This window comes from Stappia sp. G46H5W (assembly GCF_058448995.1).
Genome location: NZ_JBZFLL010000001.1, coordinates 1224235 through 1245750 on the forward strand (window position 1 = coordinate 1224235; position 21516 = coordinate 1245750).

The following is a 21516-nucleotide window of genomic DNA, read 5'->3' on the forward strand; positions in this document are numbered from 1 at the left end:
GGGCAAAGCCCGGGCCGCCGTTGCGGCCTGGTTCCGGCTCGCGGGGTCTCCGCTCGCCTCCACCGGTGTTTCGCTCGCGCCAGGCTCACTACGTTCGCCGGCTCCGCGGGGGCGTGGACGCGCTCAGGCGAAGAGCGCGTCGATGTCGTCCTGGCTGGCCAGACCCTCGTCGGTCTCCAGCGCCGGGCCGTTGAGCAGGGCCGCATCGCCCTCGCGGGTCGGCTGCTCCTCCGGCTCGATCGCCTTGAAGCTCTCGATGCCGCCCCAGATCTCCATCATGCGGATGATGCGGTCCTCGATGAAGCGCAGCGTGTTGATCACCTTGGTGATGCGCTGGCCGGTGAGGTCCTGGAAATTGCAGGATTCGAAGATCTGGACGACCTTCTCCTGGATGTCGTGGGCAAGCTCCGCGTCCTGGCCGCGCAGGCGGGCCGCCAGCGTGTTGGCCGTCTCGTCGATGAACTCGGCCGCCGACAGAATGCCCTCGGTCGCCCCTTCCGTGCCGCTGACCACCGCGTCGAGCTCGTTGGTGACGCGGCTCATCTCGTGGCTGTCCTGCCCGGTCGTGTGGTGCAGGGTGGCGATCTCGTGCTTGGTCTTGGCGATCGCCTCGTAGATCGAATCGAGCTCCGCCTTGAGCTTTACCGCCTCGCCCAGTTCCTTCTTGAACTGCTCCAGGACCTGGTTGCCAACCTCCTCGGCCGGGCGAATCATCGCCTTGATCGAGGAAATCTCGGCCATCAGGGTCTTGTATTGCACATCAGAACCGTACCCCGACCCTCCATCAGCATTCGACTGCTGCAAGAGGCTCTCGGCTCTAAAGGCTCTTCTGGTGGCCATCATGGCTGGGGTCGTCTCCACGTCTTCCGGGGCAGGCTGTACCGGGGGGCAGTGGGAATAACGTATAGCTCCAGAGATTTAAGGAATTGTTCCGGAGGCACTGCCGCAACGGCATTCGCCACCGACCGCGATTTTGCGTTCCGATCCCCTGCCCGGTTCTGTATGCTCCCTGATGGCGAGCGACGCCTGACCTGAAATGCCGTTACCGGAATCGCGATCTTGCGCCGACCGCTGTCGAGACTGTTGCTGCTGCTTTGCCTTGCCCTGCCGGCGTTTTCCGGCAGCACTTCCCCGTCGGCGGCCGCCCCGTACACCTTCTCCACCGAAGAGCTGATCGACGGCTTCATGAAGACGGTGTTCGGGCTGGAATACCGCTCGTGGAGCTGGCAGCCCTATCTCGTCAAGAAATACACCGGGCCGGTGCGCTTCTACGTCCACAATCTGGCGGCCAAGAACCGCAAGCCGATGGTCTACCGCTTCATCGAGCAGATGGGCACCGGGGTCCGCGGCCTGTCGACGATCGTCGTGCCGACGCCGGCGGAGGCGAATTTCCACGTCTATGTGGTCGACCGGGGCCAGTACCGCGACGTGGTCCGCCGGCACATCTACAAGGATCCGACCGCCGACGTGCCGGGCCGCTGCCTGGTGCGGGTCGTCTCCGACCGGCGCGGCATCTCGCAATCGGCGGCGGTGATCGTCTCCGACGAGGGCGACTTCCTGTTCCGCCGCTGCCTGGTGGAGGAACTGCTGCAGGGCCTGGGGCCGATGAACGACGACACCTCGCTGTCGCACTCGGTGTTCAACGACCGCTCCCGCCACAGCCGCTTCACCACGTTCGACCGGCTGCTGCTCAACATGCTCTACCACCCGAGCATCAGGCCGGGCATGAGCCCCGAGCAGGTCCAGCCCCTGCTGCCGGGGATCGTGCGCCAGGTGCGCCCGCTGGTGAACTGACGGCGCGCCGCCCGCGTTAACCGGCAAGCCCGCCCGATTCACGCGGCGTTGACCATGTCCTTCAACCTGGCGCTAACCAAGCGGAGAGAAAGCGGCGCGTCTTGCCGCAAGGTTTACGATTGACTGCCGCGCAGCCGCTACTTTCGAACGATCCGCCCGTGCCCTGCCGCCCCGGCGGTCCCCGTGGTGCGACGAAGAGGTTGCGAGTACGTCGATGCAGCGAACAGGATTTCTACTTGCCGCGGCGATGCTGGCCGGCGCGATGGCGCTGTCCCCTGCCAAGGCCGACTATCGCAGCGGCGCCGGCGCGCCGCCGCTTCTGCTGAGCCCCGACCTGACCGAGCCCTGGGTGCTGCAGTTGCAGCCCCATCGCCGCCAGATGCGCCCGCAGGTGACCACCCGCCCGGTGATGCGCCAGCCGCAGCGCATGGAACGGGTGCGCCACATGGGCGTCGCCCCGGGCGCGGCCACGCGCCCCAAGCAGGTGCAGCGCCAGGTCGACCCGCGCTTCCTGCCGACCACCGTCGCCTATGACGGCAAGCACAAGCCCGGCGACATCGTGATCGATACCGAGGCGCGCTATCTCTACCTGGTGGAGAAGGGCGGCTTTGCCCGCCGCTACGGCGTCGGCGTTGGCCGTCCGGGCTTCGAATGGGCCGGCACGCACAAGGTGACGCGCAAGGCCGAGTGGCCGGACTGGCGCCCGCCGGCGGAAATGCGCAAGCGCCAGCCGGGCCTGCCGGTGCACATGGCCGGCGGTCCGAAGAACCCGCTGGGCGCGCGCGCCCTCTATCTCGGCTCGACGCTCTACCGCATCCACGGCTCGAACGAGCCCTGGACCATCGGCCGGGCGGTCTCCTCGGGCTGCATCCGCATGCGCAACGAGGACGTGATCGACCTGTACAACCGGGTGCCGGTCGGCGCCAAGGTGCACGTTCTCTAACGATTTTTGCTGCAAGTTCCCCGCAAGCAAACCCCCGGACGGCCTGGCCGCCCGGGGGTTTTTCGTTTGGCTCAGGCCGTGGCGGCAAGACCCCGTTCGGCGAGGAGCGCCGGCTCGGGGCCGCCATAGGCCCAGTCGAGCAGCAGCACCGTGTGCATCACCGGAAGCTGCGTCCCGCTGCCGATCTGGGTGATGCAGCCGACATTGCCGGTAGCAACGAGATCGGGCGAGGTCTTCTCGATATTGGCGACCTTGCGGTCGCGCAGGCGCCGGGCGATGTCCGGCTGCAGGATGTTGTAGGTGCCGGCCGAGCCGCAGCACAGGTGCCCTTCCGGCACGTCGCGCACGGCAAAGCCGGCGGCGGTCAGAAGCGTCTTCGGCTGGCGGGTGATCTTCTGCCCGTGCTGCATGGAGCAGGCCGAGTGGTAGGCGACCGTCAGACCCGTGGCACGCACCGGCACGCCGAGGTCGAGACCGGTGAGATACTCGGTCACGTCCTTCGCCAGCGCGGAGACCCTCGCGGCCTTTTCCGCATAAGCGGGATCGTCCTTCAGCATGAAGCCGTAGTCCTTGATCGTCGTACCGCAGCCGGACGCGGTGATCAGGATGGCATCGAGCCCCTCGCCCTCGATCTCGCGCGTCCAGGCATCGACATTGCGGCGGGCATCGGTGAGCGCCTGCTCCTCGCGGCCCATGTGATGAACGAGCGCGCCGCAGCAGCCCTCGCCCTTCGGCAGAACCACCTCGACGCCGGCGCGGTTGAGCAGGCGCACGGTCGCCTCGTTGATCTCCGGCGCCAGCACCGGCTGGGCGCAGCCGGTGAGCAGGGCAACGCGGCCCTTGCGCGCCGCAGTGGCGGTGGGCGGATAGGCGCTCCCCTGCTTAAGCGAGGAGGGGGACGGCGCCTTGAGGGGCGCGAGCGAGAGCATGGCGCCGAGCGACTTGAACGGGCCTCCAACCGCACGCAGCACGCCAGCGAAGGGCCGGGCATAGAAGGCGGCGGCCAGCGACAGGCGGAAGCGGCCGGGATGCGGCAGCACGAAGGCCAGCAGCGAGCGCACCATCCGGTTGCCGAGCGGACGGCGATAGGTCTTCTCGATATGGGCGCGGGCATGGTCGACCAGGTGCATGTAGTGCACGCCCGAGGGGCAGGTCGTCATGCAGGAGAGGCAGGACAGGCAGCGGTCGATATGGCGCACGGTGCGCGCATCGGCCGGCCGGTCGTTCTCCAGCATCTCCTTGATGAGGTAGATGCGGCCGCGCGGGCTGTCGAGCTCGTCACCGAGCAGGGCGAAGGTCGGGCAGGTCGCCGTGCAGAAGCCGCAATGGACGCACTTGCGCAGGATCTTCTCCGACTCCGCCATATGCGGGTCGGCAAGCTGATGAATGGAGAAACTGGTCTGCATGTCAGTGTCCCGCCGTCATGCGGCCCGGGTTGAGGATGCCGTGTGGGTCGAACTGCTCCTTGAGCCGGGCCGCAAGGGCGGCGAGCGGGGCCGGCTGGGGCTGGAACACGGGGATGGAAGAGCGCAGCGGCGCGGGCGCGCGCACCAGCGTCGCATGACCGCCGCCGCAGGCGGCGATGGCGGCGCGGATCGCCTCGGCGCGGGCATCAGCGCCGGGCACTGCGAGCCAGACGAGGCCGCCGGACCAGTCGTAGAACGCCTTGCAGGCGAACTGATCGACAAGCTGCGCGACGACGGCGGCACCGGCGGTCGGGGCGACGGAGAGGCGCCAGACGAGATCGTCGGTGCCCACGAACGCATCCGCATCGCGCACCGCGCGCCACAGCTCGCGGGAGGCCTCCGCCTCCACCCGCACGACCGGCCGACCGGCACCGAGAAGGGCGCGCAGCCGCTCGAAGCGGTAGTCGACGGAGGGGCCGAAGCCTTCCAGCCGCAACAGGGTCGAGGGACCGGAGAGCGCATGGCCGCGCGCGGCCAGATCCTGCGCCGCGGCCGAGGGAAGATGGGCGGCGGCCGAGACCTCTGCCGAGGAGCCCATGGCGGCCGTCATCGCGGTGGCAGCCTGCGCATCGTCAAGGCCGGAGAGCAGGAAGGTCGCCTCGGTCTGCGCCCGCGGCAGCACCTTCAGCGTGATGCGGGTGGCAATGGCCAGCGTGCCCCAGGAGCCGGTGAGCGCGCGCGGCAGGTCGTAGCCGGTGACGTTCTTCACCACGCGGCCGCCGGAATGGAAGATCTCGCCGCGCCCGGAGACCGCGTCCATGCCGAGCACATGATCGCGCGCCGCCCCGTGCTTCAGCCGCTTGGAGCCGGCAAGATTGGCGGCGATGACGCCGCCGAGCGTGCCGTGCCCCGCCGGATTGCCGAGCAGCGGACCGTAGTCCAGCGGATCGAAGGCAAGCTCCTGGTTCCTGGCCGCCAGCGCGGCCTCAATCTCGGCGATGGGCGTGCCGGGCAGCGCGGTAAGGACCAGTTCCTCGGGCTCGTAGAGCTCGATGCCGGCAAGGCCCGACATGTCGAGCAGATGGCCGGCCTGCACCGGGCGCCCGATGGCGCGCTTGGAGGCCTGGCCGACGATTTCCAGCGGTTCGTGCTCGGCCATCGCCCAGCGAACGACGTCGCGGGCCTCCTCGTCCGTACGCGGCTTGAACGTGTCGGGCATCTTGATCTTCTCGTCCTGGCTTGCGGGTTCGAGACGTATTGGGGCGAAGCGGGCGCGCGTCAGGCGCGCGCACCGTCAGAAGCGCGGAATGTCCGGGAAGGGCAACTGGCCCTTGCTGACATGCATGCGCCCGAGCTCCGCGCAGCGGTGCAGCTCCGGGAAGACCTTGCCCGGATTGAGCAGCTGCTTGGGATCGAAGGCGCACTTGACCCGCTGCTGCTGCTTGAGATCGTCCTCGGAGAACATCACCGGCATCAGGTCGCGCTTCTCGATGCCGACACCGTGCTCGCCGGTCAGCACGCCGCCGACCTCAACGCAAAGCCGCAGGATGTCGGCGCCGAAATCTTCCGCCCGCTCCAGCTCGCCCGGCTTGTTGGCATCGTAAAGGATGAGCGGATGCAGGTTGCCGTCGCCGGCATGAAAGACATTGGCGCAGCGCAGCCCGTGCTTTTCGGAAAGCTCGCGCATGCGGGCGAGGACCTGCGGCAGGGCGCGGCGGGGAATGGTGCCGTCCATGCACAGATAGTCGGGCGAGATGCGGCCCACCGCCGGGAAGGCCGACTTGCGACCGGCCCAGAAGGCGAGACGCTCTTCCTCCGAGGTGGAGACGCGCAGGGAGGTGGCGCCGTTGCGCCGGGCGATCGCCTCGACCTCGGCGAGCAGATGGTCGACCTCGGCCTCCGGCCCGTCGAGCTCGACGATCAGCAGGGCCCCTGCCTCACGCGGATAGCCGACATTGACGAAGTCCTCGGCGAAGTTGATGGCGAGTTCGTCCATCATCTCCATGCCGCCGGGAATGATGCCGGCGCCGATGATCTCGGCAACGCACTGGCCGCCGGCCTCGCTGGAGGGGAAGCCGACGAGCGCGGCGCGCGCCGTCTCGGGCTTTTGCAGGATGCGCACCGTGACCTCGGTGACGACGCCGAGCAGGCCTTCCGATCCGGTCATCAGGGCGAGCAGGTCGTAGCCTTCGCTGTCGAGATGCTTGCCGCCGAGGCGGATCACCTCGCCGGTGATCAGCACCATTTCCAGGCCCAGCACGTTGTTGGTGGTGAGCCCGTATTTCAGCGAGTGCACGCCGCCGGAATTTTCCGCGATGTTGCCGCCGATGGAGCAGGCGATCTGCGAGGAAGGATCGGGCGCGTAGTAGAAGCCGAGATGCTCGACCGCGCGGGTGATGCCCAGATTGGTGACGCCGGGCTGGGCGACGACGGCGCGGTTGGCCGCATCGATGTCCAGCACCTTGTTGAACTTCATCATCGACATGAGCACGCCGTCGCCGAGCGGCAGGGCCCCGCCCGACAGCGAGGTGCCGGCGCCGCGCGGCACCACCTTCACCCCGTTCTCGTGGCAGTAGCGCAGCACGGCCGAGACCTGCTCGACGGTTTCCGGCAGGACCACGACCATCGGCATCTGGCGATAGGCGTTGAAGCCGTCGGTCTCGTAGACCCGCATGCCGATGTCGGTGTCGATGACGCCCTCGCCCGGCACCATCTCCTTCAGCGCCCGCACGATCTCGCCACGGCGCGACAGGACGGCCTCGTCGGGCCTTGGCATGGCAATGCCGCTCATGTCGTTTCCTCCCTCGACACAATCACGCCGAACTTGAGATCCGACGGGTGCCATCCCGCGTAATATCAAGGATAAGACAGATATGCGATGCCGGACGGTGACGGCACCTTGCAAAACATGCCAGACGGCTTGTCCGTTATAAAGCGTTGAAGATTTACAAGAACCAAGTCCGGTGCGTTGAAAATGACAGATTTTCCCGACATGGAAATCTTCGCCAGGGTGGTGGCCGCCGGCAGCATGTCCGCGGCCGGGCGAGAAATGGGCCTGTCGCCGGCCGTGGTGTCGAAACGGCTGCGCCGGCTGGAAGACCGGCTGGGCACGAGGCTGCTGCAACGCACGACCCGCCAGCTGGCGCTGACGGAGGCCGGACAGGGCTATTACAAGCGGGTGGTGGCGATCCTGGCCTCCATCGAGGAGGCGGAAACCTTCGTCACCCGCCGCTCGGCGCTGGCCCGCGGCACGCTGAAGGTCAGCGCCCCGACCGCCTTCGGCCGGATGCACATCGCCCCGCATCTGGGTGCGTTCCTGGCCGACAACCCGGATCTTTCGTTCAACCTGGACCTGTCCGACGAGTTCATCGACATCGTCGGGGAAGGCTACGACCTTGCCATCCGCATCGCCGAGCTGGAGGATTCCAGCCTCGTCGCCCGGCGGCTGGCGCCGGTGCACCGGGTGCTGTGCGCCGCCCCGTCCTATCTGGAGCGCTGCGGCGCGCCGCAGACCATCGAGCAGCTGCAGAACGAGCATGCCTGCATCTCCACCACCCAGCAGGAAATCTGGCGGCTGACCGGGCCGCAGGGCACCGAGATCGTGCGCACCGGCGGGCCTATCCGCACCAATTCCAGCGAGGTGGTGCGCGAGGCGCTGCTGGCCGGGCTCGGCATCGCGCTGCGCTCGACCTGGGACATCGGCCCGGAGCTGCGCGAGGGCAAGCTGCGCATCGTGCTGCCGCAATACCGCGCCTCGAAGAATGTCGGCCTGCACGCGGTCTATCCGAGCCGCCGCTTCCTGCCGGCCAAGGTGCGGGTGTTCATCGACTTCATGGCGAAGCTCTACGGCCCCTCCCCCTATTGGGACGAGGGCCTGGACCAGTGGCTGGCCCTGCCGGAAGACAAGCCCGCGGAAGCGCTGGTCACCGGCTGACACGAACGACGGGCACGCGGCGGCGCCCGCCGGCGACCGCCGCAACTCCAGCCGGCGCGCCTCCCCGCGCCGGCTGCTTTTTGTCCGCGGCTCTGGCGGAGGCGGAGAAAAAGCCATAGTTTCGAAAAATGCGACATGTTGCCTCGGTAGGGGCAGGATGACGCGTGCCGGGATCGTGCTAGTCTGCCGCGACTTGGACTCCGGGCCTGCCTGTCCCAGGCCTGTCTGGCATCCGGGCACAAGACGGACCCCGGTCCGACCGTTCAAATAGAGAAGTCTTGGGAGAAAAACCTATGAAACGTCTCGTTTTGCTGGCCGGCGCCGCCGTGCTCGCATTCTCCGCGGGCGCCCATGCCGAAGGCGATGCCGCCGCGGGTGAGAAGGTGTTCCGCAAGTGCATGGCCTGCCATGCCGTCGGCGAAGGCGCCAAGAACAAGGTCGGTCCGCACCTGAACGGTGTCGTCGACGCCGGCTGGGGCCATGTCGACGACTACAAGTATTCGCCGGCGCTGCTGGAAGGCAAGGAAGCCGGCAAGACCTGGGATGCCGAGACGCTGTCGGCCTATCTCGAGGCGCCGAAGAAGATCATCCCGAAGGGCAAGATGGCGTTTGCCGGCCTGAAGAAGGAAGACGAGCGCGAGAACATCATCGCCTATCTGTCGCAGTTCGCGCTCGACGGCACGAAGAAGTGACCCGCCCCGCCGCGGGCGGGAGCGCATGACGCGCGCATCAGCGACGACATGACAGTTTCAAGGGAGCCGTTCCCCCGAACGGCTCCCTTTTCTTTTGCGGGTATTTTGGGGGAGCCGTTCCCCCGGACGGCTCCCTTTTCCTTTGCGGGTATTAGGGGGAGCCGTTCCCGCGGACGGCTCCCTTTTCCTTTGCGGGTATTGGGGGGAGCCGTTCCCCCGGACGGACCCCTTTTCCTTTGCGGGGACTGCGGGAGGGGGGCAGGCCTCTCTGGCGTCCCCAATTCAGATCGTTGACGTAGCCTCGAGGTCCGGCGAAGGGGATCACGACAACCTTCCGAACCTCGGCGAGGAAAGCACCTCGTCCGCCCACCCGCAGGATGTCATCCCGGTTTCGGCGCAGCCGAAGGCCGGGATCCAGTAACCCCGAACGGTTCAGCCCAAGCCTCCGCTCTGCCGCCGGAACGCCGGTGGCGGCTGCCGTCGCGCCACCATCCTCCCCGGCGGATACTGGATACCTGCCTTCGCAGGTATGACAGCGGTGGAGGTGGCGATGCGCCGCCGCCTCATGCTTGCCGAGGGTGCCAATGGTTCCCGGCTCTGCGCTGACGCGCGGCCGGAATGACGGCCGCGGGAGTCTCCCCTCACCCTTCGCCGTGGTCTTCCTCGCTGTGATGGCTGCGAATGCGGCGGACCGTGAGGAAGACGGCGGCAAGAACCACCGGCACGGCAAGGCCGGTCATCAGCTCCGGCGAAGGCAGCCAGGCTGCCAGCGGCCCGGTCTTGGCGCCCTTGGCGAGATAGGCGATCAGCCCCACCACGTAATAGCTGACGGCGGCGACCGAGAGGCCCTCGACCGTCTGTTGCAGGCGCAGCTGCAGCCGGGCGCGGCGGTTCATGGCGGCAAGCTGCGAGCGGTTGTGCTCCTGCAGCTCGACGTCGACGCGGGTGCGCAGCAAGGTGGCGGCGCGGGCGAGCTTTTCCGACAGCTTGACCTGCCGCTCCTCCAGCGTCTCGCAGGTGCGCATGGCCGGCGCCAGCCGCCGCGACAGGAACTGGGTGAAGGTGAAATAGCCGTCCTGCTGGTCCTCGCCGAAGGTTTCCAGCCGCTGGCGGACGATGCCGTAATAGGCGCGGCTGGCGCCGAAGCGATAGGCACTCTCCGCCGCGCTCGCCTCCAGATCGGCGGCAAGGCGCATCAGCTCGCCGAGCAGGGCGCGGTTGGCCTCCAGCCCGTCGCTGGTGCGCATGCGCTCGGCCAGCGCCAGCAGCGCATCCTCGATGGCCGACACGCGCGGCATCTGGCGCTGCGCCTCGGCAAGGCCGAGCATGGCGAAGATGCGGTAGGTCTCCAGCTCCAGCAGCCGCTGGCTCTGGGCGCCGGCCTGCACCGGCGAGAGCGAGCGGTCGCCGACGAGAATGCGGGTGAGGCCATCGCGGTCCTGGCGGAAATCGGTGGCGATGACCGAGGCGCCGCCATCGGTCTGCGAGACGCACAAGCTGGTGCGGTCGAACTGGGCGAAGCGCCGGGAAAAGGCCTCCCCGTCCGCCGGCACCACGTCGCAGCGCACGGCGACCATCATCGGCCCAGGTGCGCGGAAGCGGGCCCCGAAGGGGTGGCCGGCGGGCGCGGCCTCGACTGGGGCGGCGGCATCGAGCGGCCCGTCCCAGGTATAGGTGAGGAACTCGCCGTGCCGCTCGCGGCGCAGCGCGCCCTCGCCGATCTCCACCAGATGGTGCCGCTCCGCCTCGCCCGGCCCCTGCAACCCGAGGGAGCGGCAATAGCCGGCGAACCAGTCGCGGTCGGCCTCCGCGGCCGCCGCATCGACAGTGAAGCCGTAGCGCAGGAAGACGCGCGGCCCGATGAGCGGGCGGAACGGGCGGGCATGCAGCTCGCCGAGGACGAGATCGCGGGCGGGATGGGGCGCGAACCCCGGGAGATGCGGCTCCGCACCTCGCGGCTGCCCCTCGTTGTCGCTGTTCGCCATGCCCAGCCCCTCGCTTGCCAGTGTCCCGTCCACGCAAAGAAATGCCCCGCCCGCGAGAATGACTTCGCGAGCGGGGCAGCATTAGGCCACAGACGTCAATTGCCGAGCAATGCGTTAGGTAGCCACAGGACGATGCCCGGGAACAGCATGCAGAGCGCAAGCCCCATGAGCTGCAGCATCACGAAGGGAATGATGCCCTTGTAGATGTGCTGAATCGTCACGCCCGGTGGCGCCACGCCCTTCATGTAGAAGAGCGCGAAGCCGAAGGGTGGCGTCAGGAACGACGTCTGCAGGTTCGTCGATACCAGGATCGTGAACCAGATCAGCGCCACCTCGCCGACGCCCTCGAACCCGGCCAGATGGTCGCCGAAATCGAGCCCGGCGACGATCGGCCCGAAGACCGGCAGCACGATCAGGGTGATCTCGACCCAGTCGAAGAAGAAGCCGAGGAAGAACACCATGCCCATCAGCACGAAGAGGATGCCCCAGGGACCGACGCCCGCCCAGGCGATGAACTCGTCGATCAGGGCATCGCCGCCGAGCCAGCGGAACACCAGCGAGAAGCAGGTGGCGCCGAGGAAGATGCCGAACAGCATGGCGCCGGTGAGCGCCGAGCGGTAGCAGACATCCTTCATCACCTCGAAGGTGAGCTGGCGGTTGACGAAGGCGAGCAGCGTGGAGCCGAGGGCACCGACGCCGGCCGCTTCCGTCGGCGTGGCGAGACCGGCGAAGATCGAGCCGAGCACCACCACAATCAGGAAGACCGGCGGGATGAAGCTCTTGAGGATCATCATCCAGAATTCGCCGCGGGTGGAGGGGCCGATGTCGTCGGGCAGCGGCGGGGCGAGCTGCGGACGGATGCGGCACAGCACGATGATGTAGATCGTGTAGAGCGCCGACAGCAACAGGCCCGGAACGATGGCCGCGACGAACACGGTGCCGACCGGGATCGACATCAGGTCCGACATGATCACCAGCATGATCGACGGCGGGATCAGGATGCCGAGGGTGCCGGAGGCCGCGATCGTGCCGGTCGCCAGCGGGATGTGGTAGTTGCGCTCCAGCATCACGGGCAGCGCCAGCAGGGTGATCATCACCACCGAGGCACCGATGATGCCCGTGGTCGCGGCCATGATCGTGCCCATCAGCGTGACCGACAGGGCAAGGCCGCCCGGCACGCGCCGCGTCAGCACCTGCAGACATTGCAGCAGGTCCTTCGCGACGCCGGATTTTTCCAGCATCGTGCCCATGAAGGTGAACATGGGAATGGCCACCAGCACCGGATTTTCCATGGTGCTGCCGAAGATGCGGCTGGGCAGAATGACCAGTCGGGCGACGTTGAAGGCGCCCAGCTCCTGCGCCAGGAATGCGAAGCCGAGGCCGACACCACCGAGGATGAAGGCGACGGGAAAGCCGGTGAACAGCAGCAGCGCGAGCGCCACGAACATGTAGATCGGCAAAAGTTCCACGAAAGTCATGTTTCGAGCTCTCCGATCAGTCCGTAATCGGCCCGTTGGTGGCCACATCCTTCGGCAGGTCCGCGTGATGCGTGCCGGCATAGTCGCCGGAGCGCTCGTTCAGGTAGGACGGTCCGAAGAGATAGACGACGCAACGCAGCGCAGCGGAGACACCGGCTGTGAACAGCAATGCGAAGCCGACGGGCAGCATGCCCTTGATGACCCAGCGATGGCTCAGGCCCGTCTGGGCGGCCGAGACCTCACCGATCTCGAAGGACTTGCTGGCATAGACCCAGCCGAACGAGACGATCAGGTAGCAATAGGTCAGCAGGAACAGGATGATGCCCGCCAGCTCCATCCACACCCGGGCGCGCTGGGACAGCCGGTCGCGGATCAGCTCGATCCGCACATGTCCGTCGGCACGGTAGGCGAAGCCGAGGCAGAGCAGGAACAGCGTCGCATGCAGATGCCACTCCATTTCCTGCAGCTTGGTGCTGTCGACGTAGAATGGCGTGTCCATGATCGACGTGTCGAAGTCGAGCCACTTACGCTGGCTGACATCGTAGAAGATGATCAGCATCAACGGCACGAAGATCCAGGAGGCCAGCTTGCCGGCGCCCACGACCACGCGGTCGAAGTCGTCGGAGGTCTGCAGCATGGTCTCGTAGGCCTGCGGCGCACGGGTGCGCATGATCAGCAAGGTGATCAGCAGGATCGCCATCGATCCGATCACGCCCGACAGGCCGTCATAGGTGCGGAAGAAATTGCGAGGGTTGACGTCCATCGATGTGAGGACGGCCGTCATTCCGCTATCGGTGACCGCAAAGACGAAGGCGGCCAGGACCATAGCGGCAATCGAAAGCGACACGCGCCCCCCGAGCAAGCCGCCGACGATGCCGAGCACGAAGCCCGCAGCACACAGGATAGAGGTATAAGTGTAGGTATCGGTATCGGCAGGAATGCCAAACTCGAACGCCGCGACGAGTGAAGCCGCGATGCCGGCAAGGCTTATCAGCGTTGACATGGGAACCCTCTCCCCGACCGGGTAATCGGTGGACCGTACGGCTGCGCGGTCGGCGTCCGGCTCGCCGTCGGGCGCGGAGACCTTACCGGCCACTCGCGCAAACGACGGGTCCGCACCACCAGTTCAGGCGGTGCGGACCCGCCCTGTCAGGCGATCCTGGTTACTTCTTGAGGTAACCGATGTTGGACCAGGTCTCGTATTCCTTGCGGAACTTGGAGAGCGACTCCCAAGCCTTCACGAAGTTCGGGTTCGCGGCCTTCTCTTCCTCGACGACCTCGTTCCAGGCGGTCTGGAGAGCTTCCAGGATGGCCGGGTCGAAGGTCTTGAGGTTGACGCCCTGCTTCTCCAGCTCGGCGAGCGCCGCGGACTGGATGGCTTCGCCCTCGGCGATGCCATAGATCATGTTGGCTTCGCAGACGGTCTCGAAGATGGCCTTGGTCTGGTCGTCCAGCGCGTCCCACTCGGCCTTGTTCATCATCAGGTCGAAGAAGGTCGACTGCTGGTGCCAGCCCGGGAAGTAGTAGTACTTCGCCACCTGGTAGAAGCCGAGCTTCAGGTCGATCGCCGGCATGGAGAATTCGGTGCCGTCGATGGTGCCGAGCTCAAGAGCCGGGAAGATGTCGCCGCCGGCGAGCAGCTGCGTCGACACGCCGAGCTTCTGCATGACCTTGGCGCCGAGGCCGAAGAAGCGCATCTTCAGGCCCTTGAGATCGTCGACGGTGTTGATTTCCTTGCGGAACCAGCCAGCCGCCTCGGGCGCGATGACCGCACAGACCAGCGACTTGATGCCGTAGGAGCCGTAGATCTCGTCGAGCAGCTCCTGGCCGCCGCCGAACTTCAGCCATGCGACATATTCCGGAGCGCTCGGACCGAACGGCACGGCCGCGAAGAGCGCGAGCGAGCTGTCCTTGCCGGTCCAGTAGCCCGGGGTCGACCAGGCCGCCTGCACGGCACCCGACGCCACGGCGTCGAAGGCTTCGAGCGCGGGAACGATGGCACCCGGCTCCTGGAACTTGAGGTTGATCTCACCGCCGGAAACCGCGGCAAGGCGCTCGGACACGAGCTTGCCCAGCGTACCGAGCTGCGTGAGCGAGCCCGGATAGGTGGACTGGAGATCCCAGTCCAGCTTGTCCAGCGCGACGGCCGGCGATGTCGCACCGATCGCAAGAGACGCTGTTACGGCAACTGCAGAAATGAAAGATTTCACGTTCAGGTCCTCCCTAGGAACATTGTGCGCTCCAGGGACCGGAAACCCCGATGGCATGGCGGACGCAATGCCCTGCATGCCCCGACGTCGAAACGCTCCCCATCGCGCAACAGGACGGACACGGATGCCTGCCTGTGCCGGCAGATTGTCGCCGCACAACCTGGCCTGGCAACACCCATGCCCATCTCCCGCGGACCGGAAACCGGCCTCCCAACCGGAGAAAACCGACCCGCGCTAATTGGATAACAATATTGACCACTCAACGCAATACGGAATAAATTGCCCCAACCTACTTCAACGCCAAGAAATTTATTGCGTTGCGATGAATTTCCGCTGCGTTGCAATAAACAAGATCGGGACGATGGTATTCCAGAAGATCCATCACAACCGGACGGCAGATTCCGTTGTCGATCAGGTGGAGGAACTGATCCTGCAGGGGGTTCTGCGCCCCGGCGACCGGCTGCCGGCCGAACGTGATCTGGCAAAGAAAGTTGACGTCTCGCGCCCCATCCTGCGCGATGCCATCAAGACTCTCGAGGAACGGGGCCTGCTGGTGACCCGTCATGGCGGCGGCACTTTCATCGCCGACGTGATCGGAACCGTTTTCTCCGAAGCCATCGTAGAACTGGTGCGCAGGCACCCGCCGGCCATTGCCGACTATCTGGAGTATCGCCGCGAGATCGAACGCACCACCGCCCGGCTGGCCGCCGAGCGGGCGACGGACGCGGACCGCGAGATCATGTCCCGGATCTTCCGCGCCATGGAAGCCTCCCACAGCAGCGAGGACTTTGCGCGCGAGGCGGAACTGGACGTGGAATTCCATCAGGCGATCGGCGAGAGCGCGCACAATATCGTGCTGCTGCACACGCTGCGCTCGTGCTACCGGTTGCTCGCCGACGGGGTTTTCTACAGCCGTGTGCAGCTCTATCGCTATCCGGGCTCCCGGGAGAAACTGCTGGAGCAGCACCGGGAAATCTTCGAGGCGGTGATGGCGGGAGATGCGGCGCGGGCGGGCGATGCGGCCAGTTCGCATATCGACTTTGTCGAGCAGGTCGCCTACGCCATGGCACGCGCAGGCAGCTGGAGCGTCGTCTCGGAGCTGCGGCTGGCGCAACGCCTGGAGAGCGAGCAGGACGACAGCAAGCGACGGCGGGCTCCCCGCCGACCGACAGAAGAAGCAGGAACGCTATGACAGCCACCGCGCAGACTGGCGCGCAGCCAGACGAGACACCGCAGGCGCCCAAAACCAGCCCGCGGGTCGGCCTTTTCGTGACATGCCTCGTCGACCTGTTCCGCCCGAGCGTCGGCTTTGCGGCGGTGAAGCTGATGGAAGACGCGGGCTGCATCGTCGAGGTGCCTGCGGCCCAGACCTGCTGCGGCCAGCCGGCCTTCAACTCCGGCGACCGGAAGGACGCCCGCGCCATCGCCGAGCAGGTGATTCGCGCCTTCGAGGGCTACGACTATGTGGTCGCGCCCTCGGGTTCCTGCGCCGGCATGCTGAAGAAGCACTATGAAGAGCTGTTCGAGGGCGACACGGCCGCGCAGAACCGGGCCTCGGCCTTTTCCGCCAAGGTGTTCGAGCTGGTCAGCTTCCTCACCGACGTGCTCGGCATCGCCAGCGTCGAGGCGCGCTTCAACGGCAGCGCCACCTATCACGACAGCTGCTCGGGCCTGCGCGAACTCGGCATCGCCCGCCAGCCGCGCAAGCTGCTGGCCTCGGTCGAGGGGCTGGAGCTGAAGGAAATGCGCGATCCGGACGTGTGCTGCGGCTTCGGCGGCACGTTCTGCGTCAAGTATCCCGACATCTCCAACAAGATCGTCGAGGAAAAGACCAAGACCATCCGCGAGAGCGGCGCGGGGATGCTGCTTGCCGGCGACCTGGGCTGCCTGATGAACATGGCCGGAAAGCTCAAGCGCGAGGGGTCCGCCATCGAGGTCCGCCACGTCGCCGAAGTGCTGGCGGGCATGACCGACCAGCCGGCCATCGGCGAAAAGCGGAGCCGCTGACCGCCTCCGGTCACGGGCCAGCGCACGGGAGCCAGCCTCACATGCAGATCACCTCGCCACAGTTCAAGAGCAACGCGCGCCACGCGCTGGACGATGCGCCGCTGCAGCGCGCGCTCGGCCATGTGCGCTCCGGCTTCATCGCCAAGCGCGCGACGGCGGCCGCGGCGCTGCCGGAATTCGACCAGCTGCGCGACAATGCGCGCGACATCAAGGACCACGTGCTGGCCCATCTGGACCTGTACCTGGAGACCTATGCGGAGAAGGTGGAGGCCGCCGGCGGCCACGTCCACTGGGCCGAGACGGCGGAAGACGCTCGGCGCATCATCCTCGACATCTGCCGCAAGCGCGGCGCCCGGACGGTGACCAAGGGCAAGTCGATGATCACCGAGGAGATCGGCCTCAACGCCTTCCTCGAGGAGCATTCGGTCGCGCCGGTGGAAACGGATCTGGGCGAATACATCATCCAGCTGCGCGGCGAGCACCCGAGCCACATCATCGCCCCGGCGGTGCATGTGAACAAGGACCAGGTCGAGGCGGACTTTCGCCGGGTGCATACCCATCTCGATCCGGACCGCAACCTGGAAGAGCCCACGACCCTGCTCGGCGAGGCGCGCGCGGTGCTGCGCGACAAGTATTTCCAGGCGGATATCGGCATCACCGGCGCCAACTTCCTGGTCGCGGAGACCGGCAGCTCGATCATCGTCACCAACGAGGGCAATGGCGACCTGACGCAGATCCTGCCGAAGACGCATGTGGTGGTCGCCTCGATCGAGAAGATCGTGCCGACGCTGGAGGACGTGTCGCAGATCCTGCGGGTGCTGGCGCGCTCGGCGACGGGCCAGGACATGTCGGTCTACACGACCCTGTCGACCGGGCCGAAGCGGGCCGGCGATCCGGACGGGCCGGAGGAGTACCATGTGGTGCTGCTCGACAACGGCCGCTCCTCGATGCTGGGCACCGAGTTCCAGGACATGCTGCGCTGCATCCGCTGCGGCGCCTGCATGAACCACTGCCCGGTCTATCACGCGGTCGGCGGCCACGCCTATGGCTGGGTCTATCCCGGCCCGATGGGCGCGGTGCTGACGCCCTCGCTGATCGGTGTCGACCAGTCGGGCCACCTGCCGAACGCCTCGACCTTCTGCGGGCGCTGCGAGAGCGTGTGCCCGATGCGCATCCCGCTGCCGAAGATGATGCGCCATTGGCGCGAGCGCGAGTTCTCGCGCAACCTCAACCCGGCGGCCGCCCGCTACGGGCTGGCGGCCTGGGCCTTTTTCGCCAAGCGGCCGACGCTGTACCGGATGGCGACGCGCGTCGCCATGACGACGCTCGGCCTGATGGGCCGGGCGCGCGGACGCTTCTCCTTCCTGCCGCTGGCCGGCGGCTGGACACGGCATCGCGACCTGCCGGCACCGCAGGGCGGCACCTTCCAGGCGCAATGGGCCAAGGCGAAAGAGGCAAGGGCACGGGGCGGAAACGGCCCGGCAAACGGCGAAAGGGCCTCCGCATGAGCGATGCAAAAGCCTCGATCCTGGCCAAGATGCGCTCCGCCATGGGGCGCAAGGGCGACGACACGACCCGCCGCGCGGCGGTGGCCGACCGGCTGCAGCGCGCGCCCAAGGGGCTGATCCCGGCGCGCGGCCAGCTGGCCCCGGCGGCACAGGTGGCGCTGTTCTGCGAGATGGCGGAAAAGGTGCAGGCGAGCATCGCCCGGGTGGCAAGCGCCGCCGAGGTGCCGCAGGCGGTGACCGACTATCTCAAGTCGAAGAACCTGCCGGCGCGGGTGCGCTTCGGCGAGGATGCGCGGCTCGCCGCGATGCCCTGGGCGGCGCAGCCGAACCTGGAGGTCGACCGCGGGCGGGCCGAGAATGCGGATCTCGCCACCGTCTCGCATGCCTTCGGCGGCATCGCCGAGACCGGCACCTTGATGCTGACCTCGGGCCCGGACAATCCGACGACGCTGAACTTCCTGCCCGAGCACCATATCGTCGTGGTGTCGGCGGCCGATATCGCCGGCGACTACGAGAGCCTGTGGGAGCGGATCCGCGGCGTCCACGGCAAGGGCACCATGCCGCGCACGGTGAACATGATCACCGGCCCCTCGCGCTCGGCCGATATCGAGCAGACATTGCTGCTCGGCGCGCATGGGCCGCGGGCGCTGCATATCGTGGTGGTGGGCGAGGCCCGAGGAGCCTGAGACCGGGGGCCGGGCCTTTCCGGCCGCACCCGCCCTCACGCCCGTGTGATTGCTCACCATTGCGGATGCAACCGTTGCTGCGAGCTGATACATTCCGAGAAAGGAATGTGTCGGGAGGAAACAGCATGATCACGAGACGCGACTTTTCGCTGGCCGCGCTGGCGGCGGGCGCTGCGGGGGCGAGCGCGCCTCTCCTCCGGCCGGGCGCGGCACGGGCGGCGACGCTGGGCGACGACGGGCTCTACAAGCAGGACTGGTTCGTCGAGAGCTTCCTCGATCTTGGCGACGACCTGGCCGAGGCGCAGGCGGCGGGCAAGCATTTCGTCGTGATGTTCGAACAGGGCGGCTGCCCGTTCTGCCGCAAGACCCACGAGGTGAACCTTGCGCGCGAGGACTACCTGCCCTGGATGAAGGAGAATTTCGCGATCCTGCAGCTCGACCTGTTCGGCGCGCGCGAGACCACCGATTTCGACGGCGAGGCGATGGAGGAGCGCGCGCTCGGCCGGCGCTGGCTGGTCAACTTCACCCCGACGATCCTGTTCTTCCCGCCCGACGCCGACGCCGTTGCCGGCAAGACCGGCCGGGAGGCGGAGATCGCCCGCATCCAGGGCTACCTGCCGCCTTTCTATTTCTACCATTTCTTCGAATGGGTGCGCAGCGGCGCCTATCAGAGCGAAGGCTTCCAGCGCTACTCCAACGACCGGGTCAACCAGCTGCGCGACAAGGGCGTGGAGACGGAAGACTGGCGGCTTGGCTGAGCGCGCCATGTCGCTGACCAACCGGGTGTCCGCCGACGGCGGCCTGCATGCCGTCGCCGCGCGCGGCACGATGATGGGCAATCGCGGCGGCCGGCTGCACGATCCGCAGACGCAGACGCTCGGCCGGGCGCGCTGGCGCTCGCGCGCCTGGATCTGCTGCGTGCTGGAGTTTCGCGGCCGCAAGCGTCAGGTGATGGGCGAGGGCTATACCGAGCTGTTCTTCCTCGACGAGGTGACGGCAATGGCCGCCGGGCACCGGCCCTGCTTCGAGTGCCGGCGGGCGGATGCCTTGCGCTATCGCGAGGCCTGGCAGCGGGGACATGGGCTCGCCGCCCCGCCCAGCGCGCCGGAGATGGACCGGCAGCTGCATGGCGAGCGCACGCGAGAGCACCCGGTTCTTTCCCTTGGCGATCTGGAGACGCTGCCCGACGGGGCGATGGTGCGGGTCGGCGAGACCATCCTGACGCGGCGCGAAGGGCGGTGGCTCGCCTGGAGCTTTACCGGATACCGCCCGGCCGAGCCGGACGCCCTTGCCGGCGCGCCGGAGACGGGCGCAGAGCTGCTGACTCCGCCGGCAAGCATTGCGGTGCTGGCCGCCGGCTTCCGCCCGCTCTGGCACGGCAGCGCGGAGAGCGCCTGACAGGTCTTGATTCTGGCAGGTCCTGATTGTCGCAGGGACGTCTCGCCGCATTCTATCCCGCGCGAGGCCGGCGCATCTGTTGCCGAGACGCGCCCTCAAGGAGGGCGGCCCGAGGGGGCCGTTCGGGCGCTGCGACAACAGGACGGTTTCCCATGGCAAGCAGGCTCATCCGCCTTCTGGAATATATCCCCGTGTTCGGCTTCATGCTGCGCAGCGCGCGCCGCGGCGGCCAGACCGAGCGATTCGCCTTCTTCTTCAACATCGTGGCGCTGTGGCTGCTGGCGGTCGCCTGGTACGGCTACCCGGTGCTGATCGTCACGATGCTGACGATGACGGGCCTGTATCTCTTCGGCCTCGTCTACCTGACCTCGGAAGGCCTGCGCGCCCGCTGGCGCACGCGGCGCTCATAAGGGTTGTGGCGGCGCGCGCGAACCATCAACAGGATGCATCGATCAGGTCAACAATCCTGATTGGTCGCGAGTGAAAGGATGGGGCATGATCGTTCCATCCCTTCCCTGCTAGAAGCCATCCCATGACCACGCTCGCTCCCGGCGCCGCCCTTCGCGACGACCCTGCCCTTTCCCCTCTGGACATGGGGCTTTACGGCCTCACCGTGCTCGCCTGGGGCTTTTCCTGGTACGCACTGAAGCTGCAGCTCGGCGTGGTGGCGCCGGAAGTCTCGGTGTTCTGGCGCTTCATGCTGGCTGCGGCGATCATGATGGGCTGGGCGATGGCGCGCGGCGCGCAGCTGCGCTTCCCCTTGCGCACGCATCTGCGCTTCGCCGGGCTCGGCTTCTTCATTTTCTCGACGAATTTCACGCTGTTCTACTACGGCGGCCAATATGTGCCCTCGGGCCTTTTGTCCGTCGTGTTCTCGCTCGCCTCGGTCTTCAACATGATCCTGGGCTTTGCGATCTTCGGCCAGCGCATCAGCCGGCGGGTGATGCTGGGCGCGCTGCTCGGCTTTGCGGGCGTCGCGCTGCTGTTCCGCCCGCAGATCATGGGCGCGGCCGACAGCGGTCTCGATGCCACCGCCCTGCTCGGCCTTGGACTATGCGTTGCCGGAACGCTGTCCTTCTGCCTCGGCAACATGGTCTCCACCGCCAACCAGAAGAGCGGCATTCCGCTGGTCTCGGCAACAGCCTGGGGCATGGTCTACGGGACGGTGTTGCTCGGCCTGTTCGCGCTGGCGCGCGGGGCATCCTTCGCCATCGAATGGACGCCGGCCTATCTCGGCGCGATGGTCTATCTGGCGGTGGTGGCCTCGGTCGTCGCCTTCGCCTGCTACCTGACGCTGCTGGCGCGGATCGGCTCGGCACGGGCCGGCTATTCGACGGTGATGTTCCCGGTCGTCGCCCTGCTGGTCTCGACCGTGCTGGAGAACTTCCACTGGGGACCGGACGCCATTGCCGGCCTCGTCTGCGTGCTCGGCGGCAATCTCCTGGTGCTGCGCTCGGGCCGCGCCAAGGGCTGAA

At 67.1% G+C, this 21516-nt stretch carries 20 protein-coding genes; 12 read left to right on the forward strand and 8 right to left on the reverse strand.

Annotated elements, in window-relative coordinates; genetic code table 11:
• Positions 1–123: 123 nt before the first annotated feature.
• A complete protein-coding gene (locus ACVJ6E_RS05155) occupies positions 124–843 on the reverse strand; it encodes a protein phosphatase CheZ (RefSeq protein ID WP_120268615.1) in 720 nt (239 codons plus the stop codon).
• A 216-nt stretch (positions 844–1059) separates the two neighbouring features.
• On the opposite strand from ACVJ6E_RS05155, the gene ACVJ6E_RS05160 reads away from it, so the two are divergent.
• Together ACVJ6E_RS05160 and ACVJ6E_RS05165 are read left to right on the forward strand one after the other, a co-directional pair.
• A complete protein-coding gene (locus ACVJ6E_RS05160) occupies positions 1060–1794 on the forward strand; it encodes a DUF2927 domain-containing protein (RefSeq protein WP_208996685.1) in 735 nt (244 codons plus the stop codon).
• Positions 1795–2008: 214 nt separating this feature from the next.
• Positions 2009–2737: a L,D-transpeptidase gene (locus ACVJ6E_RS05165; protein WP_120268614.1), complete on the forward strand. Its 729-nt coding sequence runs from the start codon at positions 2009–2011 to the stop codon at positions 2735–2737.
• 71 nt (positions 2738–2808) lie between these two features.
• On the opposite strand, the gene glcF is transcribed toward ACVJ6E_RS05165, so the two are convergent.
• The 3 genes from glcF to ACVJ6E_RS05180 all read right to left on the reverse strand — a co-directional run bounded on the left by glcF (position 2809) and on the right by ACVJ6E_RS05180 (position 6934).
• Positions 2809–4143 (reverse strand): glycolate oxidase subunit GlcF, encoded by a 1335-nt coding sequence (glcF, locus tag ACVJ6E_RS05170; protein ID WP_120268613.1) that lies wholly within the window; start codon positions 4141–4143, stop codon positions 2809–2811.
• 1 nt (position 4144) lies between these two features.
• Positions 4145–5362, reverse strand: coding sequence for an FAD-binding protein (locus ACVJ6E_RS05175; RefSeq protein ID WP_120268612.1), 1218 nt, complete (start codon positions 5360–5362; stop codon positions 4145–4147).
• Between the two features lie 75 nt (positions 5363–5437).
• Positions 5438–6934: an FAD-linked oxidase C-terminal domain-containing protein gene (locus ACVJ6E_RS05180; protein WP_097175764.1), complete on the reverse strand. Its 1497-nt coding sequence runs from the start codon at positions 6932–6934 to the stop codon at positions 5438–5440.
• A 183-nt stretch (positions 6935–7117) separates the two neighbouring features.
• Between ACVJ6E_RS05180 and ACVJ6E_RS05185 the strand changes: the two genes are divergently transcribed.
• Complete coding sequence (locus tag ACVJ6E_RS05185) at positions 7118–8077, forward strand: LysR family transcriptional regulator (protein WP_120268611.1); 960 nt, start codon at positions 7118–7120, stop codon at positions 8075–8077.
• A gap of 293 nt (positions 8078–8370) precedes the next feature.
• Positions 8371–8769, forward strand: a complete 399-nt coding sequence (locus ACVJ6E_RS05190) for a c-type cytochrome (RefSeq protein WP_120268610.1) — start codon at positions 8371–8373, stop codon at positions 8767–8769.
• A 641-nt stretch (positions 8770–9410) separates the two neighbouring features.
• Here the strand turns inward: ACVJ6E_RS05190 and ACVJ6E_RS05195 are convergent.
• The 4 genes from ACVJ6E_RS05195 to ACVJ6E_RS05210 all read right to left on the reverse strand — a co-directional run bounded on the left by ACVJ6E_RS05195 (position 9411) and on the right by ACVJ6E_RS05210 (position 14442).
• Positions 9411–10754: a DUF3422 domain-containing protein gene (locus ACVJ6E_RS05195; protein ID WP_120268608.1), complete on the reverse strand. Its 1344-nt coding sequence runs from the start codon at positions 10752–10754 to the stop codon at positions 9411–9413.
• A 95-nt stretch (positions 10755–10849) separates the two neighbouring features.
• A complete protein-coding gene (locus tag ACVJ6E_RS05200; RefSeq protein WP_120268607.1) occupies positions 10850–12232 on the reverse strand; it encodes a TRAP transporter large permease in 1383 nt (460 codons plus the stop codon).
• 16 nt (positions 12233–12248) lie between these two features.
• Positions 12249–13235: a TRAP transporter small permease subunit gene (locus ACVJ6E_RS05205; protein WP_199681147.1), complete on the reverse strand. Its 987-nt coding sequence runs from the start codon at positions 13233–13235 to the stop codon at positions 12249–12251.
• A 160-nt stretch (positions 13236–13395) separates the two neighbouring features.
• Complete coding sequence (locus ACVJ6E_RS05210; RefSeq protein ID WP_199681145.1) at positions 13396–14442, reverse strand: TRAP transporter substrate-binding protein; 1047 nt, start codon at positions 14440–14442, stop codon at positions 13396–13398.
• A 322-nt stretch (positions 14443–14764) separates the two neighbouring features.
• Between ACVJ6E_RS05210 and ACVJ6E_RS05215 the strand changes: the two genes are divergently transcribed.
• From ACVJ6E_RS05215 to ACVJ6E_RS05250, 8 genes are all read left to right on the forward strand, one after another.
• Positions 14765–15634: a FadR/GntR family transcriptional regulator gene (locus tag ACVJ6E_RS05215; RefSeq protein ID WP_491676400.1), complete on the forward strand. Its 870-nt coding sequence runs from the start codon at positions 14765–14767 to the stop codon at positions 15632–15634.
• Positions 15631–16449 carry a (Fe-S)-binding protein gene (locus ACVJ6E_RS05220; protein WP_120268605.1) on the forward strand — a complete coding sequence of 273 codons (819 nt, stop codon included), beginning with the start codon at positions 15631–15633 and terminating at the stop codon, positions 16447–16449. The genes ACVJ6E_RS05215 and ACVJ6E_RS05220 overlap by 4 nt, the downstream gene beginning before the upstream one ends.
• Before the next feature lie 41 nt (positions 16450–16490).
• The gene (locus ACVJ6E_RS05225) at positions 16491–17957 is read left to right on the forward strand and encodes a LutB/LldF family L-lactate oxidation iron-sulfur protein (RefSeq protein ID WP_120268604.1); all 1467 of its coding nucleotides are present in this window, start codon (positions 16491–16493) and stop codon (positions 17955–17957) included.
• Positions 17954–18643 carry a lactate utilization protein gene (locus tag ACVJ6E_RS05230; protein WP_120268603.1) on the forward strand — a complete coding sequence of 230 codons (690 nt, stop codon included), beginning with the start codon at positions 17954–17956 and terminating at the stop codon, positions 18641–18643. Before ACVJ6E_RS05225 ends, ACVJ6E_RS05230 begins: the two co-directional genes overlap by 4 nt.
• Positions 18644–18768: 125 nt before the next feature.
• Entirely contained in the window at positions 18769–19401 is a 633-nt protein-coding gene (locus ACVJ6E_RS05235) for a SoxW family protein (RefSeq protein ID WP_120268602.1), read from the forward strand.
• Positions 19394–20041, forward strand: a complete 648-nt coding sequence (locus ACVJ6E_RS05240; protein WP_491676401.1) for a hypothetical protein — start codon at positions 19394–19396, stop codon at positions 20039–20041. The genes ACVJ6E_RS05235 and ACVJ6E_RS05240 overlap by 8 nt, the downstream gene beginning before the upstream one ends.
• A gap of 152 nt (positions 20042–20193) precedes the next feature.
• Complete coding sequence (locus ACVJ6E_RS05245) at positions 20194–20451, forward strand: hypothetical protein (protein ID WP_120268600.1); 258 nt, start codon at positions 20194–20196, stop codon at positions 20449–20451.
• Between the two features lie 122 nt (positions 20452–20573).
• Positions 20574–21515, forward strand: a complete 942-nt coding sequence (locus ACVJ6E_RS05250; RefSeq protein WP_120268599.1) for a DMT family transporter — start codon at positions 20574–20576, stop codon at positions 21513–21515.
• Position 21516 lies beyond the last annotated feature (1 nt).

Excerpts from the sequence above, each read along its gene's own strand:
- ACVJ6E_RS05155 (WP_120268615.1), bottom strand. The coding sequence starts at position 843 with ATGATGGCCACCAGAAGAGCCTTTAGAGCCGAGAGCCTCTTGCAGCAG.
- ACVJ6E_RS05250 (WP_120268599.1), top strand. The coding sequence starts at position 20,574 with ATGACCACGCTCGCTCCCGGCGCCGCCCTTCGCGACGACCCTGCCCTT.
- ACVJ6E_RS05230 (WP_120268603.1), top strand. The coding sequence starts at position 17,954 with ATGAGCGATGCAAAAGCCTCGATCCTGGCCAAGATGCGCTCCGCCATG.
- ACVJ6E_RS05220 (WP_120268605.1), top strand. The coding sequence starts at position 15,631 with ATGACAGCCACCGCGCAGACTGGCGCGCAGCCAGACGAGACACCGCAG.
- glcF (WP_120268613.1), bottom strand. The coding sequence starts at position 4,143 with ATGCAGACCAGTTTCTCCATTCATCAGCTTGCCGACCCGCATATGGCG.
- ACVJ6E_RS05185 (WP_120268611.1), top strand. The coding sequence starts at position 7,118 with ATGACAGATTTTCCCGACATGGAAATCTTCGCCAGGGTGGTGGCCGCC.
- ACVJ6E_RS05215 (WP_491676400.1), top strand. The coding sequence starts at position 14,765 with ATGAATTTCCGCTGCGTTGCAATAAACAAGATCGGGACGATGGTATTC.
- ACVJ6E_RS05175 (WP_120268612.1), bottom strand. The coding sequence starts at position 5,362 with ATGCCCGACACGTTCAAGCCGCGTACGGACGAGGAGGCCCGCGACGTC.
- ACVJ6E_RS05245 (WP_120268600.1), top strand. The coding sequence starts at position 20,194 with ATGGCAAGCAGGCTCATCCGCCTTCTGGAATATATCCCCGTGTTCGGC.
- ACVJ6E_RS05235 (WP_120268602.1), top strand. The coding sequence starts at position 18,769 with ATGATCACGAGACGCGACTTTTCGCTGGCCGCGCTGGCGGCGGGCGCT.
- ACVJ6E_RS05225 (WP_120268604.1), top strand. The coding sequence starts at position 16,491 with ATGCAGATCACCTCGCCACAGTTCAAGAGCAACGCGCGCCACGCGCTG.
- ACVJ6E_RS05200 (WP_120268607.1), bottom strand. The coding sequence starts at position 12,232 with ATGACTTTCGTGGAACTTTTGCCGATCTACATGTTCGTGGCGCTCGCG.
- ACVJ6E_RS05195 (WP_120268608.1), bottom strand. The coding sequence starts at position 10,754 with ATGGCGAACAGCGACAACGAGGGGCAGCCGCGAGGTGCGGAGCCGCAT.
- ACVJ6E_RS05165 (WP_120268614.1), top strand. The coding sequence starts at position 2,009 with ATGCAGCGAACAGGATTTCTACTTGCCGCGGCGATGCTGGCCGGCGCG.
- ACVJ6E_RS05190 (WP_120268610.1), top strand. The coding sequence starts at position 8,371 with ATGAAACGTCTCGTTTTGCTGGCCGGCGCCGCCGTGCTCGCATTCTCC.
- ACVJ6E_RS05180 (WP_097175764.1), bottom strand. The coding sequence starts at position 6,934 with ATGAGCGGCATTGCCATGCCAAGGCCCGACGAGGCCGTCCTGTCGCGC.
- ACVJ6E_RS05205 (WP_199681147.1), bottom strand. The coding sequence starts at position 13,235 with ATGTCAACGCTGATAAGCCTTGCCGGCATCGCGGCTTCACTCGTCGCG.